This is a genomic window from Flavobacterium sp. NLM, from assembly GCF_002210235.1.
GTDB lineage: Bacteria > Bacteroidota > Bacteroidia > Flavobacteriales > Flavobacteriaceae > Flavobacterium > Flavobacterium panici.
Genome location: NZ_LIAC01000010.1, coordinates 129,972 through 145,484 on the forward strand (window position 1 = coordinate 129,972; position 15,513 = coordinate 145,484).

Sequence of the window (15,513 nt, forward strand, 5' to 3'; positions counted from 1 at the left end):
ACTTTGCTTTTTATTTTAAGTTTTTATAAGTGTTTAATTAAAGATTTGAAACTACCCTTTTTATACCAAATTTGATAATTGGTACATTGAAGTTTATAAGTAGGCCTAGTTTCATTTTTGTGATTTTAAGATAAGTCAGCACTTGTTTTGCGTGGATATCTGTTAGCTGTTCTATTGATTTTATTTCTAAAATCACTTTATTTTCTACTATTAAATCTGCTCTAAAACCAATATCTAAATTTATTTGATCCCAAATAACAGGCAACGTTTTTTGTCTTTCAACACTCAACCCTCTCTTTGTCAATTCATGATACAAAATAGCTTCATATACTGACTCCAACAATCCAGGCCCCAATTTTACATGTATTTTATAACAAGCATCAACTACAACAGCCGAAATTTCATTCTCAGTCATTTATTAAAAATTAAAGTATAAACTTACAAAAATAAAAGCTTAAAAATAAAAATATCACAACGATTGTAAAAAAAACTTTGCGCCTCTGCGCCTTTGCGAGATTAAAAACACTTTACAAAAAAACCTTAGCAATAAAATCAGCACAATAAAAAAGTCGCAAAGCTTAAAAAAACTTTGCGACTCTGCGTCTTTGCGAGATTAAAAAAAAACTTACTTTAAAAACTCAACCGCCTTAGCCAAAGCTTCTACAACTCCAGCAGCATTTTTTCCTTTTCCAGATGCGAAGAAAGGCTGTCCTCCTCCATTTCCGTCAATATATTTTCCTAATTCTTTGATTACTACATTAGCATTTAAGCTTTTACTTGCAACCAATTCTTTAGCGATATAACAGTGAATATTTGGTAAACCATCTTCAACAGAAGCTAAAAAAACAAACGAATCCGGTTTTGAACTTCCTAAAGCCGAAGCCAAATCTTTTGTAGAAGCCATACTTAAATCTACTTGTTTAGCAAGGAAATTTACTCCGTTTACTTCTTGGAAATCTTTCTCTAATTCTGTTTTTAAAGCGCCTACTTTTTCTTTAAGCAACTGCTCTACTTGTTTTTTCAACTTAGCATTATCATCCTGAAGAGAAGCAACAGATTTCAAAATATCCTGTGGATTTTTAAGCGTTTCTTTTATCTCTGCCAATGTATTTTCCTGGTTTAGATAGAAGTTTTTCACCGCATCACCAGTTATCGCTTCGATACGACGAATTCCTGCCGCAACAGCACCTTCAGAAATAATTTTGAAATGCCAGATCTCTGCTGTATTTTTTACGTGAATACCACCGCATAATTCTTTACTATCACCAAACTCAATCATACGAACATTATCGCCGTATTTCTCACCAAATAAAGCCATTGCACCTTTATCTAATGCTTCCTGAATTGGAATATTTCTATGTTCAACCAACTGTAATTGTGCTTCAATCTGAGCGTTTACAGAAGCCTCAACTTGTTTAATCTCTTCATCAGAAACTTTGCTGAAATGAGAGAAGTCAAAACGCAGGTAATTTGGATTTACCAACGATCCCTTTTGCTCCACATGCGTTCCTAAAATACTTCTCAAAGCTAAATGCATTAAATGCGTAGCCGAGTGATTTTTTGAAGTTGAAGTTCTTAAATCAGTATTTACTTTTGCTGCAAAACCTGCTTCAACGTTTTCCGGAAGCTGTTTTGCGAAATGTAAAATCAAGTTGTTTTCTTTCTTGGTATCGATAATTTCGATTGTTTCGTTTGCCGAAACCAATGTTCCTTTATCACCAACTTGTCCTCCACCTTCTGGGTAAAATGGCGTATTATCTAAAACAATTTGGTACAAAATACCATCTTTTTTAGAATCAACTTTTCTAATACGAGTAATTTTTACTTCGTTTTCTGTTTTATCATAACCTACAAATGTTTCTACATTTCCAGGAATCAAAACATTCCAGTCTTCTGTTGAAACTTCAGAAGCTGCACGAGAACGTGTTTTTTGTTTTTGTAATTCAACTTCAAATTCTGCTTCATTATATGAGAAACCTTTTTCTTTTAAAATTAAAGCTGTCAAATCTTTTGGAAAACCAAATGTATCATACAATTCAAAAACCTTAGCGCCAGAAACTTCTTTTCCTGTAGTTTCTGCAACTACATTTTCTAACAATTGTAAACCTTGATCTAAAGTTCTTAAAAAAGAAGCTTCTTCTTCACGAATTACATTGGTAACTAATTGCTGTTGCGATTTAATTTCAGGGAAAAATTCTCCCATTTGGTTCGCTAAAACTTCTACCAATTTATTGATAAAAGGTTCTTTTGTGTTTAAGAATGTAAATCCGTAACGAATTGCACGACGTAAAATTCTACGAATAACATAACCTGCTCCAGTGTTTGACGGTAATTGCCCATCAGCAATTGCAAAAGCAACCGCACGAACGTGATCTACAATAACACGAATTGCAATGTTGGTTTTATTTTGTTCTTCACTGATGTTTTTTACTTCATCAGATGTATATTTTAAACCTGTAATTTGTTCTACTTTTTCTATAAGCGGTGTAAAAACATCTGTATCATAATTTGATGTTTTTCCTTGCAAAGCCATACACAAACGCTCAAATCCCATTCCGGTATCAACGTGTTGTGCAGGAAGTTTTTCAAGAGATCCGTCAGCTTTACGGTTGAATTCCATGAATACATTATTCCAGATTTCAACTACTTGCGGGTGATCATTATTTACCAAACTTTTTCCTGTAACTAAAGCTTTCTCAGATTCTGGACGTAAATCAACGTGAATTTCAGAACAAGGTCCGCATGGTCCCTGATCTCCCATTTCCCAGAAATTGTCTTTTTTGTTTCCAAGAATAATTCGGTCTTCATCGATTAATGTTTTCCAGATATCCCAAGCTTCCTGGTCAAAAGGAACATTGTCTTCTTTGCTTCCTTCAAAAACAGAAACATAAAGATTTTCTTTTGGGATTTTATAAACTTCTGTCAAAAGCTGCCAAGCCCAGTTGATAGCTTCTTTTTTGAAATAATCTCCAAAAGACCAGTTTCCTAACATCTCAAACATAGTATGATGATACGTATCAAAACCTACATCTTCAAGGTCATTATGTTTTCCTGAAACACGAAGACATTTTTGAGTATCGGCTATTCTTGGACTTTTTGGAGTTCCGTTCCCTAGGAAAAATTCTTTAAACTGGGCCATTCCCGAGTTATTGAACATTAAGGTTGGATCGTCTTTAAGAACGATTGGAGCCGATGGAACAATAAGGTGTCCATTGCTTTTAAAAAAGTCTAAAAATTGCTTACGTACGTCTTGTGATTTCATATTTAAATTAGAAAATGTATCTGTTTACAAATGTGTCAATTTGATAATGTGACAATTAGAAATAATCTCAAATTAATAATGCGTTAATTTTAAAATCGAAAATTAAAACTTATGCTTTTCAACAATAAATTGCCTATTTTGCGCATTATATAATTATGTAATTCCCCCAAATTATCAAATTATTTTGTTCTTGTAAAAAAGCTGTCAACAATTGAAACATTTAGCACTATTGTTCGACTAATTGATTTTACAAGCTGCAAAAATAGCGTATTTTAAAATATGGCGAAAGTAAAATATTATTACGACTCAGAAAATCTGGCTTATACAAAAATAAAAACCAGAAAAAGAATCAAAATCGGTTATGCTTTACTGTTTTTAGTGGCTTCGGCATTGTTTGGATTTTTAGTTTTTGTACTTTTAATTAACACTCCGTATTTTGAAACGCCAAAAGATCGTTTGCAGGCACGTGAAATTGAAAATTTAAAGCTGCAATATTCCATTTTGAATAAAAAACTGGACGAAATTGACGCTGCCGCAGAGGCTTTAGAGGAACGTGACAATAATATTTACAGAGTATATTTTAATAAAGCCGAAATTCCGGATTCTATTAGAAATGCAGGTTTTAGAAACCCTGAAAGATATAAAACATTAGAAGGTTATAACAATTCGCAGCTGGTTTTGAATACGACAAAAAGAGTCGATAAACTTTCAAAAGAATTGGCGATTCAGTCGAAATCATTAGATGAAATATTGAAATTAGCCGGTGCAAAAGAAAGTTTATTGTTAGCGATTCCGGCGATTCAGCCCGTGCGAAATGAAAATTTAAAACGTGTTGCATCTGGTTTTGGATACAGGATCGATCCTTTCACGAAAGTGCGAAAAATGCATAACGGAATGGATTTTACTGCCAACACAGGAGCGCCTGTTTATGCCACCGGCGACGGCGTTGTGGCAAGAGCTGACAACACAGCTTCTGGCTTTGGGAACCATGTTGTGATCAGGCATGGTTTTGGATATGAGAGTTTGTACGCGCATTTAAGCAAATATAACTGCAGACCCGGACAACATGTCAAACGCGGTGACGTAATTGGTTATGTAGGAAGCACAGGAAGATCTGAAGGGCCGCATTGTCATTATGAAGTACATAAAGATGGTAATGTTGTCAACCCGCTGAACTTCTATTACGGTAATATTTCGGCGGCAGAATACGTGGCAATTTCCAAAATGGCAAACCAGGAAAATCAGTCATTAGATTAATACTGCAAAAAGTATTATTTTTGAAATAAATTAGAAACAAAAAAACATGCATATTGAGCTTTCAAAAGATAAAAGATATTACAGCATTGGCGAAGTTGCCAAAGCTTTTAATGTCAATGCATCCTTGATACGATTTTGGGACAGCGAATTTGATATTCTGAAACCAAAAAAGAACGCCAAAGGCAACAGAATGTTTACTCCAGAGGATGTAACCAATCTGCAGTTGATTTATCATTTAGTTAAAGAAAGAGGTTTTACCCTTGAAGGTGCCAAAACACATTTAAAAGAAGGTCAGAAGAAAACATTAGATAAATTCGAAATAATACGTAAATTAGAGACCATTAAAACACAATTGAACGACATCAAAAACGAATTGTAATTAAAAATAGAAATAAACTTAAATCAAAACAAATATGAAAAAAGGATTAATAATTCTTGGAGTTGTAATAGTAATCGTCATTGGATTATACAGCTGGGCAACTGGTATTTATAATACTGCAGTAACGCTTGACCAAAACGTAAAAGAAAGTTGGGGAAATGTTAATACTGCATATCAGAGAAGAAACGATCTAATTCCTAATTTAGTTAATACCGTGAAGGGATATGCTAAACATGAACAAACTACATTGACAGCAGTTATCGAAGCTCGTGCTAAAGCGACAGGAATTACAATTGATCCATCAAATGTAACACCTGAACAATTAGCCGCATTCAACTCTGCACAATCAGGAGTTTCATCATCTTTATCAAAATTATTGGTAAGTGTTGAACAATATCCAAATCTTAAAGCTGATGCAAGCTTTATGAAACTACAAGATGAATTGACCAGTACAGAAAACCAAATCTTAACAGCTAGAACTCGTTTTAACGAAGCGGTTAAGCCTTATAACAATAATATTAATACTTTCCCTAGAAATATTTTAGCTGGAATGTATGGTCTTAAAGAAAAACCATACTTCGAAGCTTCTACCGGAGCAGACAAACCAGTTGAAGTAAAATTCTAAGAATTTAATATTTTTAGAAAATAATCTAAAATCACAAATCTAAACTCTAAAATATTTCACATGTCAAAAGTAGAAGATTTTTTAACCAAAGCAGAAGAGCAGGAAATTGTTGAAGCTATTCGCATGGCCGAAAATAATACTTCTGGCGAAATTAGGGTTCATATAGAAAAAACCACTTCTAAAGCTCATTATGACAGAGCTTTAGAAGTTTTTCATGAATTACGAATGCATGAAACCAGACTAAAAAATGGTGTATTACTCTATTTTGCAGTTGAGGATAAAAACTTCGTGATTTGCGGAGACAAAGGAATCGATGATTTGGTTGCTGATGATTTTTGGGATTGTACCAAAGACATTATGACCAATCATTTTAAATCTGGTAACTTTAAACAGGGAATTGTTGACGGTATTTTGAATGCCGGTGAGCAGCTAAAAAAGCATTTTCCTTCATTAGCAGACGATACAAACGAATTATCTAACGAAATCTCAAAAGGATAAATAATGAAAAATTCCAATAATAAAATTTTAAATTCCAACAGAATTTTTCAGTTTACTCTTTTGTTAATCACGCTTTTTATCAGCAATAGCATTTTTGCTCAATTTGATATTCCAAAAAAACCGGATTTTCAAACTTCTGTTTACGACTATGCAAATGTTTTAAGTGCTGCTGAAAAAACGCAGTTAGAAGAAAAACTAGTTCGTTATTCTGATTCCACTTCCACTCAAATTGTAGTGATTACTATTGAAAGCTTAAAAGGAGAAGATATTGGAATTCTTACTCCAAAATGGGCTCAGGAATGGGGAATTGGACAAGCAAAAGAAGACAACGGTGTTTTAATTTTATTGGCTAAAGCCGAAAAAAGAATCTGGATTTCGCCTGGTTATGGATTAGAAGATCGTTTAACCGCAGGAATTGGAGGAGAAATTACCAGAAACATTATTATTCCCGAATTTAAAGCCGGAAGTTATTATCGTGGACTTGATAAAGGTGCCGATGCGCTTTTTGATGTTTTTAAAGGCAAATACAAAGGCGAACGCAAGCAGTCTAAAGGAAAAGACTTTCCTATACTTCCATTTATCGTAATTGTTGTAATTGTTTTAATTTTACTTTCCCGCGGCAAAAGAGGAGGTGGAAATTCTGGCAGCAGTGGCGGCGGTCCAAGCCTGATGGATGTAATCCTTTTAAGCAGTCTTGGCAGAAGCAGCGGCGGTGGATTTGGAGGTTTTGGCGGTGGTTCATCTGGCGGAGGCGGCGGTTTCGGCGGTGGATTTGGCGGAGGCGGATTCTCCGGAGGAGGTTCTGGCGGAAGCTGGTAGAAAAAGAAAAACAGTTTGCAGTCGCAGTTTTCAGTTTCAAGTTTAAATTCATACATTTACATTTTACAATTAATTATATAGATGTTATCACATAAAGCAAAATACGCCCTTAAGGCCTTACTTTATTTAGCAGAACAAGACGAAAATCACATTTCTAGAACTATAGAAATAGCTGATGGCGCTAACATTCCTAAAAAGTTTTTAGAACAGATTCTTTTAGACTTAAAACGAGGACGTTTTGTGAGCAGTAAGCAGGGAAAATTTGGCGGATATTACCTGATAAAATCAAAAAATGACATCACTTTGGCAGAAATTCACCGATTATTTGACGGTGCAATTGCACTTTTGCCATGCGCTTCTTTAAATTTTTACGAGCCTTGCTCTGATTGTAAAACCGAGTCTGAATGCAGTCTGCGTCACGGTTTAATGCTTATTAGAGACAAAACTTTAAAGGCTATGGAAGGTATCACAATAGCTTCATTGGTAAATAAATAAAAAAATATTTTCTAATTCCTAGTAAATCGATAGAATTAATATTTATATTTGCACAAAATAATTAACTAACCATTTACAAAATTTTTAACATGAAAGTACATTTTAGTCCATCGGGTGTATCAAAATTTTTGCAAAATAAACAAACAGGACTTTCTGCTCCTGTAAATAGAAATTCATCTATTATATGTATGTGCTGTTGATTTAAAAAAATTTTATTTTAAATTCTACTAATCATATATACTTACTATAAAACATGAAAAATTCTACTAAAAATATACTTACAATTTTATTCTTTTTAACCTTCTCTATTTCATTTGCACAAAACATTGAAGGTGTTGTTACAACAAGCGAAAATATCCCTTTAGAAGCCGTAAACGTGGTAATTAAAGGAACTACAACAAGTGCCGTTACAGATAACAGCGGTAAATTTACAATCGATTCAAAAGGAAGATTGCCATTAACACTTTTAATTCAGTATGTAGGTTATACAACATCTGAAATTGAAGTTACTTCAATCCCTGTAAATCCAATTCAGGTTTTGCTTAAAGAGGAAAACGAACTTATTGAAGTTGTGGTTTCTTCAAGAAGAAGAATTGAAAAAGTTCAGGATGTGCCAATTGCCATTTCTGTTATTACAGGAAAACAGGCAGAACAAACCGGAGCTTTTAACGTAAACCGTATTAAAGAATTAGTTCCTTCAGTACAGCTTTATTCTTCAAATCCAAGAAATACTGGAATCAACATTAGAAGTTTAGGTTCTCCATTCGGATTAACAAATGACGGTATCGATCCGGGAGTTGGATTTTATGTTGACGGTGTTTATTATGCTCGTCCGGCTGCGACAACTCTTGACTTTATCGACGTAGAACAAATTGAGGTTTTACGTGGGCCACAAGGTTCTTTATTCGGAAAAAATACAACTTCCGGAGCATTCAATATTACAACTCGCAAACCAAGTTTTACATCAGGCGCTGACTTTGAAGTGAGCTACGGAAATTATTCTTTCCTTCAGGCTAAAGCTTCTGTTACTGGTGCTTTAGGAAGCAAAGTTGCAGGTAGATTATCTTTTTCAGGTACATCTCGTGATGGTTTAGTTGATAATGTTGCAACCGGAAGATCTACCAATACATTAAACAATCAAGGTATTAGAGGTCAGTTACTTTGGACTCCAACTGTAAATACTAACGTTATATTTGCTGCTGATATTACAACGCAGCGTCCTGATGGATATGCACAGGTTGTTGCTGGTGTTGCTCCAACTCAAAGAGCTGCTTACCGTCAGTTTGATGCCATTATTAAAGATTTAAATTATCAGCTTCCAAGCCAAAATGCTTTTGATCGCAGAATTGATCAGGATACACCTTGGCGTTCTAATCAGGATATGGGAGGTTTATCTTTAAATGTTGATACAAAAATTGGAGGCGGAACTCTTACTTCTACAACTGCATGGCGTTTTTGGAACTGGGATCCATCAAATGACAGGGATTTTACAGGATTACAAGTATTGGCTAAATCTCAAAACCCAACAAGACAAACTCAAATTACACAAGAGGTTCGTTACGCAGGGCAGTTAACATCAAAAATTAGCGGTGTTGCCGGAGTATTCTTTATCGATCAAACATCTCAAACTGATGGAACAGAAGAATCTGGAAATGCACAATGGAGATTCTCTCAAAGTACAACAAGTGCATTATGGAAAACTCCGGGTCTTTTTGAAGGATACGGAATTAAAACTGATGCAAGAATCAGAGCTTCGAGTGCTGCAGTATTTGGACAAATTGACTGGGCAATTACAGATTGGTTACACGTTTTACCAGGTTTAAGATATAACTTTGATAAAAAAGACGCGCACTACGCTCGTACAACATACGGAGGTTTACAAACTACTGATCCGGCATTGTTAGCTTTGAAAAAATTAGTTTATTCTGATCAGGCATTTGATTCAAGTACTGATAATACTGACTTTTCTGGAAACATAACAGTTACTTTTAAAGCAAATGACAGAATCAATGCTTACGGAACTTTTGCAAAAAGCTACAAACCGGTTGGTGTAAACGTTGCGGGACTTCCAACAGATTCTAAAGGTGCTCCTTTATTAGATCTTGCGGTTATTAGACCTGAAAAAGTATATCACTATGAAGTTGGGGTAAAAACTTCTCCTTTCAAAAATTCAATCTTCAATATTGCTGCCTTTAAAACAGACATTAAAGATTTTCAAACTAACGTTCAGGCTGCTGAACTGGGTGTAAACCGTGGTTATCTTGCTAATGCAGATAAAGTACGTGTACAAGGTGTTGAATTAGATGCAAGTTTTGTAGTAAGTTCTCATTTAACGATAAATGGTGCCGCAACTTATACAGATGCTATTTATGAAAAATTTACTAATGCGCCGCTTCCGTTAGAAGAAACCGGAGCTCCGGTATCTTTCAAAGATGTTTCAGGAACTAATCTTCCGGGTGCTTCAAGATGGGCAGGATCTTTAGGCGGTGAACTTTCTGATAGTGCAAGATTCTTTGGAAACGCAGGAAAAGTTTTCCTTGCTATTGATTCTTACGCTCGTTCTGAATTTTCTTCAAGCCCTTCGGCTTCAAAATATTTAGTTGTTCCGGGATATGCCATTTTTAATGCTCGTTTAGGTTTCCGTGCATCTCAAGGTTTATCTGTTCACTTTTGGGGACGTAACCTTTTAAACAAAGATTATTATGAGCAGTTATTGCCTGCAGGAGGTAACGCAGGACAATATGCTGGTGTATTAGGTGATCAAAGAACTTACGGAATCACATTGAAATACAACTTATGAGAATAAATAAAAATTAAAACTAAAAACTAATTAACGGGATACGGTAAAACGTATCTCGTTTTTTTTTTGCAAAATGTTTCTTCAAAGCATAAATTACCTTAAACTGTTATTTTAAAAACTTACAAAGGCTTCCTTTTTAGTCTCAAACAATGAATTTAGTATTTCATAGCAATGATTTTTCTTCTAGCTAAAAGATAATCAGCAATATAAAGAGAATACTAAATGCAGAATTACTATAATTTCACAGTTTCAGCGAGTCAAATGTCATATAGTCCTTATTGGTATGTAAAATCAAATATCATTTTAAAATGCATATCGGGAATTTTAGTTTTGGCTTCCGGATTTATTTTATCACACTTAAGTGATTTCAAAATCGGATTTATTATCTCTATTTTTATAAGTGCTGTTTTAATTTTTAATGGCATTTACAAATTCATGATTAAAAATAAAAAGACATTTATTTTTGATAAAACCGAAAACGCTTTGTACAAAATTACGCTGCGGGGTAAAAAGAAAGTGATTTCACTTAACAATGTAATAGATATTGTTACAAAGTCCGGAGCAATGAGTTATCATTATGTTCTTACTTCTAAGGACAGTACTAAAATTAAAAAGATCAAATTAACAGCCCGCATCAAAAACGAAAATAAATCCAATCCCGAAGTCCGTTTTTTAGAAATGGAAATCATACCGCAGCTGGAATCTTTTTTAAACTTAAATAGTAAAGTCATCGTTTTCGACTCCAAATATTGTTCTACAATTTAGATTTTATTGTAATTCTAAAATTAACAGACAATTACAAACATTCATAAATATCCTTTTTTAATATTTTTTGAACTTTTAAAAGCCCTATGAAAAGCTCCTAAAGAAGAAATTTACACTCGGTTTTTATCTTTTATAACATCCTGAAATCATCTGTTTATTAAAAAAATAAATTTCGATTTAGGCAATAACTATTTTAAAAAATAATATATCATGATTGTTTACGGAACACGAACTGTAAAAACAAAAAAGGAGCAATCAAACAATATATCTTGTGCAGACTGCAAAAAAACACATACTACTCAAATTCAGTATTACCAAAAATATTATCACATTTGGTTTATCCCTATTATACCTTTTTCCCGCTCAGGAGTAACCGTATGCACCAGCTGTGGATATAGTACTGATGACCATACTATGCCGTCTTCTTATACAAAAGAATACGAGACAAAACTTCCAGCTCCAAAAATATGGTTCTTTACTGGTTTAATAATTACAATACTACTTATAGCTGCTGTTTATCTGCATAAATTATATAACAGCCATTTAGCAAATTAACCTCTCTTCTTAACTTCAAATGCCAGATCTGGCAAGAATTAAGTATTACAATAAAATATTATGAAAAAAACATATAATTCAAGTGCATTAAATAGTAATTTATTAATGGCTGTTGCAATATTATGCCTAACAATTGGTGCAACTTGTTTTTTCTTCTTGTTTAACCATTCTGCTGAGATATCAGAATTAGCAAACAAATCAAAAAAAAGCATTTTTCTTTTTCTAATTGGCGGTATTTTCTTTTTCGTATTATCACGCAAAATGTTACCAAAAGTAAACTTTGAACTTTCAGAAAATGATATTACAATTATAAATCGAAAAACTAAAAAAAGAAAACAGATTTCTATTAGAGATATTACAAATGAAGTAAGTTTTTATAGTGGCAAAATGTCATTATTAAATCTTGCATTTCAAAAAAATGATGGTGAAGAATGGTATATAATTAATTCGGATGTTAAAAATTATATGGAATTAATAAATCATTTTAAGAATCTTTATCACGAACAACGCACACCAATTTTGGCTGAGCAGCTAGACAACGGAAACAATATTGTTTTTAAAACATCAACGGATAATAACCCAATAATGAATCAAATGGTTCATGCACCTCTTTCAAGATTAAGCAAGTACAACAAAAATACAGTTTTATCTAAAACAAAAGTTATTATCAACAACAAAGACTTTTTATTTTCTGATATGAAAACCGTTACTCTTACCCAAGACGGCAATATCGCAGTATTTAGTAAAAACGGAGATGAAATGTTTATTGTTTTATATTCTCAAATGACAAGTCCTGATGTTTTTTTAGAACTTCTGAGAAAAGGTCTGCAAATAACTGCTTCATAATCCTGCAATGAAGAGAATTTCATAAATTAAAATGTAAATTATTCTAAATGTAAATTCAAAAACAGAAATAGCAAATAGCAACAGATGTAAAAAATCAAAACATAAATAAAAAGAATTATTTAATAAATAGAAAAAATCCTAAATGAAATAAATTTGATTTAGGATTTTTTCTATTCTATGTTCTTTCGAACCTTTGCCCCTTTGAGCCTCTGAACCTCTGAACCTCAAAAAACCTACTCTCTCTGCCTTCTCTTCCCTCCTTTTTCAGATCCTGTAAAGTTTCCGATTTTATAAGCCAGGGAAAACATAACGTAACGTCTTAAAACAGTATTTTCTTCATCGCGAATTGCGGTTGCAGAAATGGTTCGTGTAGCACTTAAATTTTGATTTAAAACATCATACACTTTTACTTTTGCATACAGTTTTTTATCAAAGAATCCGTAAGATAAACTGGTGTTCCATAGATAAAAATCTTTTTTGAAATCGCCAGAAATATTCGAATTATAAGTATATCCAAAATCATTTCCGAAGATTAAATTTTCCGGCCAGTACGTTGTCGTTTGCAAATTGATTCGGTGAACCACATTTGACGTCGCATCTCTTGAATAATTTTCATATTTCGACTGATTGTATGATAAATTATAAGATGGCGCAATAGTCAATATTTCTCCATAATCGTATGACATATAAACTTTTGGAGTAATCGAAGTTGATTTTGCATTGTATAAAACAGCATTTGTAAATCCTTTGTCAAAAGAATAACCTGCGTTTAATCCTAAACCGTATCGTAAAGTATGTGCTCCGCTTTTTACCGACTGATTCCAGTTTGCTCCAATAGAGGCATTGTAAACGCCCGAAATATTTACATACGTTGTATTTCTTTTTCCGCTTTCGTCATAAATAGAAGTCGACACTATATCATTATCATAATAATCTCCTTTTAAATATAAACTATAACCGGAACGCGAACGGAAATCGTAATTTTTGAAATTGAAGTTTACACTGCTTTTTTCAACCGGATGCAAATTAGGATTTCCCACAATTGTATTTAGCGGATTGTTAAGGTTTACAACAGGCATTAACTGCGTTGCAGACGGCAGAGCGTTTGAATAATCATATTTAAGGGATAAATTTTTAGATCGCGTAAACTTGTATCTAAAAATGGCTGTCGCAAATGGCAATGCATATTTTTTATTTAAATCTGTCGCATTATTTAAATACAACGAATGATTATCAAAATTTACGATTGAAGTTCGGCTGTCAAGATTTAATGTAAACTTGTTTTTTTGCAGCGTAATTCCAACTTTTGGCGTAACTGAATTTTGTACAGAACTTGTATAATTACTTAAAGACAAATTCAAGTCACTATATTCTTGTGTATCAGGATTGAAATTAAAAGTCTTTTCATCATTTACGCTAGTATTCCAATCAAAATCAGATCCAAATCTTACTCTTAAAGAATCGGTTATGGGTTCTGTATACTCGATATCTGCAGAATAAGCATCACTGCTGTTTTTCTTTTTTGTAGTCTGATTTCTTTCATCATTTGGCTGATTGTCCTGATAGAAAATTGTTTCAGAAAGATTCAAACCATTAGAATCCGTACTTGTATTATTATTAGTAAATACAAAACTTAGATTTCGGGATTTCTTTTCAAAAGTTTTATTAAAGTTGATTGTGTTGCCAAAATTAAAATTATCACTTTCAGAATATGATTTAGAATTGCTTTCGTTTAATGCATTTCCGTTTTCATCTTCAGAAGAACTTGATGAAGTCGAATTGCTGTTTGTGCGCGATTGATTCAGCTTAGGCGCCACCACAATACGCATACTTGGATTAATTTTATATTCTAATTCAAAATTGACATTATTCCCGGTACTTTCGTTTCTTGTTTTAGACTCGGCTTCTGTAATAATATTTCCGGTTGGCAAAAAACTAAGCTGGTTTGATTTGCTGTCGTTATTATTAATGGTATTCGAAAAGTTATAGCTTCCCATTGCCAGCAGATTTTTCGTCCAGTCATCAGAATAATTAAGTCCCACTAAATTTGACTGTGTAATTCCCTTCCCGCTTCCGCCAGAACTTGTACTTCCACCTCTTCCGCTGCTGTTTCTCCCGCCCGACATATTATCAAAAACATCATCCATAGAAAATCCGGTTGCGTTGATATTATTGGAAGAAGCCAGCAAGCTTATTTTTTGTTTATTATTAAAATAATTCAGGTTTACATTGGCTTCATAACGATCATCTGTGCCGTAACCGCCCATTATTTTCCCGAAATATCCTTTGTTTTTCTTTTCATCAATAGTAATATTAATACTCGAAAAATCTGAAGTAGATTCTTGTTTTGCCAGTTCTTCTTTCTTGGTTTTAAAATCAGAAACCTGAATCTTTTTTATAATATCTGCAGGTAAATTTTTAATCGCAATGGCTCCGTCTTTATCAAAAAAGGTCTTTCCGTTTACTAAAACCTGATTGACCTCTCGCCCATTAACGGTAATTTTTCCATCATTATCGACATCAAATCCGGGCAATTGCTTTAGTAAAGTTTCGACATTAGAATCCGGACGGACTTTATAAGACGCCGCATTAAATTCTAAAGTATCTTTTTTGATTGTTATGGGCGCTGCTTCTGTTTTAATAACAACATCATTTAAGGCGTTTACATTTTCAAGCATGTATATTTTACCGAAATCTTTGCTTTCTGTAAGTCCTTTATATTCTTCAAAATAGGTTTGATATCCCATATAACTTACCTTCAAAAATACAGGTTTATCATATTTTTTGATATCCATTCTAAAAGCACCGTTTTTATCTGTGGTGGCATATTCAATAACAGTAGAATCTTTAATTGTGGTGAAATAAACAGTTGCCATTTCAAGCGGCAATTGGGTATTAACATCTAAAATTGCCCCTCTAATAGTAATATCATTCTGCGAATGGGCTGTAAAGACAAAAAGGAAGAAAAACGAAAGAAATGAATAAATCTTAGTCATAAAAAATTTGGTTAGTTAGATGATTAGACTACATAAAAGCAAAAAGGTTTAATTGTAGTTTTTACATTTATTCAAATAGTATGCCATTTTAGCTTCTATTAAGGTAACAAAAAATATATCAAAAGCTTTATACAAATAAATAAATTATTGATTTTCAATATTTTAAACCCTTCAAAAAAGGGTAAAACTGCCCTTTTAAAAACAGTATTAAGCCTT

General features: G+C 33.2%; 13 protein-coding genes. 10 read left to right on the forward strand and 3 right to left on the reverse strand.

Going from position 1 to position 15,513, the window contains the following annotated elements; all coding sequences use genetic code 11:
- Positions 1–37: 37 nt before the first annotated feature.
- Both APR43_RS13815 and alaS read right to left on the reverse strand, forming a co-directional pair.
- Positions 38–415 (reverse strand): GxxExxY protein, encoded by a 378-nt coding sequence (locus APR43_RS13815; RefSeq protein WP_053470534.1) that lies wholly within the window; start codon positions 413–415, stop codon positions 38–40.
- Positions 416–625: 210 nt separating this feature from the next.
- Positions 626–3,262 carry an alanine--tRNA ligase gene (gene alaS / locus APR43_RS13820; protein ID WP_053470535.1) on the reverse strand — a complete coding sequence of 879 codons (2,637 nt, stop codon included), beginning with the start codon at positions 3,260–3,262 and terminating at the stop codon, positions 626–628.
- Positions 3,263–3,541: 279 nt separating this feature from the next.
- Here alaS and APR43_RS13825 point away from each other — a divergent pair, with 279 nt between their 5' ends.
- From APR43_RS13825 to APR43_RS13870, 10 genes are all read left to right on the forward strand, one after another.
- Positions 3,542–4,519 (forward strand): peptidoglycan DD-metalloendopeptidase family protein, encoded by a 978-nt coding sequence (locus APR43_RS13825; RefSeq protein WP_053470536.1) that lies wholly within the window; start codon positions 3,542–3,544, stop codon positions 4,517–4,519.
- Between the two features lie 46 nt (positions 4,520–4,565).
- Entirely contained in the window at positions 4,566–4,898 is a 333-nt protein-coding gene (locus APR43_RS13830) for a MerR family transcriptional regulator (RefSeq protein ID WP_053470537.1), read from the forward strand.
- Between the two features lie 34 nt (positions 4,899–4,932).
- Entirely contained in the window at positions 4,933–5,523 is a 591-nt protein-coding gene (locus tag APR43_RS13835) for a LemA family protein (protein ID WP_053470538.1), read from the forward strand.
- Positions 5,524–5,583: 60 nt separating this feature from the next.
- The gene (locus APR43_RS13840) at positions 5,584–6,021 is read left to right on the forward strand and encodes a TPM domain-containing protein (protein WP_053470539.1); all 438 of its coding nucleotides are present in this window, start codon (positions 5,584–5,586) and stop codon (positions 6,019–6,021) included.
- A 3-nt stretch (positions 6,022–6,024) separates the two neighbouring features.
- Positions 6,025–6,840, forward strand: a complete 816-nt coding sequence (locus APR43_RS13845) for a TPM domain-containing protein (protein ID WP_053470540.1) — start codon at positions 6,025–6,027, stop codon at positions 6,838–6,840.
- Positions 6,841–6,921: 81 nt separating this feature from the next.
- Entirely contained in the window at positions 6,922–7,335 is a 414-nt protein-coding gene (locus APR43_RS13850) for an RrF2 family transcriptional regulator (protein WP_053470541.1), read from the forward strand.
- A gap of 253 nt (positions 7,336–7,588) precedes the next feature.
- A complete protein-coding gene (locus APR43_RS13855) occupies positions 7,589–10,135 on the forward strand; it encodes a TonB-dependent receptor (RefSeq protein WP_053470542.1) in 2,547 nt (848 codons plus the stop codon).
- A 222-nt stretch (positions 10,136–10,357) separates the two neighbouring features.
- Positions 10,358–10,900, forward strand: a complete 543-nt coding sequence (locus APR43_RS13860) for a hypothetical protein (RefSeq protein ID WP_053470543.1) — start codon at positions 10,358–10,360, stop codon at positions 10,898–10,900.
- Positions 10,901–11,110: 210 nt separating this feature from the next.
- On the forward strand, positions 11,111–11,455 hold the full coding sequence (locus APR43_RS13865) for a zinc-ribbon domain-containing protein (protein ID WP_053470544.1): 345 nt from the start codon (positions 11,111–11,113) through the stop codon (positions 11,453–11,455).
- 60 nt (positions 11,456–11,515) lie between these two features.
- Positions 11,516–12,301 (forward strand): hypothetical protein, encoded by a 786-nt coding sequence (locus APR43_RS13870; RefSeq protein ID WP_053470545.1) that lies wholly within the window; start codon positions 11,516–11,518, stop codon positions 12,299–12,301.
- A 233-nt stretch (positions 12,302–12,534) separates the two neighbouring features.
- Here the strand turns inward: APR43_RS13870 and APR43_RS13875 are convergent, their stop codons facing one another.
- Entirely contained in the window at positions 12,535–15,297 is a 2,763-nt protein-coding gene (locus APR43_RS13875; RefSeq protein ID WP_053470546.1) for an outer membrane beta-barrel protein, read from the reverse strand.
- Between the last annotated feature and the right edge of the window lie 216 nt (positions 15,298–15,513).

Coding starts and splice junctions, on each gene's coding strand:
- APR43_RS13850 (WP_053470541.1), top strand. CDS start 6,922: ATGTTATCACATAAAGCAAAATACGCCCTTAAGGCCTTACTTTATTTA.
- APR43_RS13875 (WP_053470546.1), bottom strand. CDS start 15,297: ATGACTAAGATTTATTCATTTCTTTCGTTTTTCTTCCTTTTTGTCTTT.
- alaS (WP_053470535.1), bottom strand. CDS start 3,262: ATGAAATCACAAGACGTACGTAAGCAATTTTTAGACTTTTTTAAAAGC.
- APR43_RS13870 (WP_053470545.1), top strand. CDS start 11,516: ATGAAAAAAACATATAATTCAAGTGCATTAAATAGTAATTTATTAATG.
- APR43_RS13860 (WP_053470543.1), top strand. CDS start 10,358: ATGCAGAATTACTATAATTTCACAGTTTCAGCGAGTCAAATGTCATAT.
- APR43_RS13815 (WP_053470534.1), bottom strand. CDS start 415: ATGACTGAGAATGAAATTTCGGCTGTTGTAGTTGATGCTTGTTATAAA.
- APR43_RS13865 (WP_053470544.1), top strand. CDS start 11,111: ATGATTGTTTACGGAACACGAACTGTAAAAACAAAAAAGGAGCAATCA.
- APR43_RS13855 (WP_053470542.1), top strand. CDS start 7,589: ATGAAAAATTCTACTAAAAATATACTTACAATTTTATTCTTTTTAACC.
- APR43_RS13830 (WP_053470537.1), top strand. CDS start 4,566: ATGCATATTGAGCTTTCAAAAGATAAAAGATATTACAGCATTGGCGAA.
- APR43_RS13835 (WP_053470538.1), top strand. CDS start 4,933: ATGAAAAAAGGATTAATAATTCTTGGAGTTGTAATAGTAATCGTCATT.
- APR43_RS13825 (WP_053470536.1), top strand. CDS start 3,542: ATGGCGAAAGTAAAATATTATTACGACTCAGAAAATCTGGCTTATACA.
- APR43_RS13845 (WP_053470540.1), top strand. CDS start 6,025: ATGAAAAATTCCAATAATAAAATTTTAAATTCCAACAGAATTTTTCAG.
- APR43_RS13840 (WP_053470539.1), top strand. CDS start 5,584: ATGTCAAAAGTAGAAGATTTTTTAACCAAAGCAGAAGAGCAGGAAATT.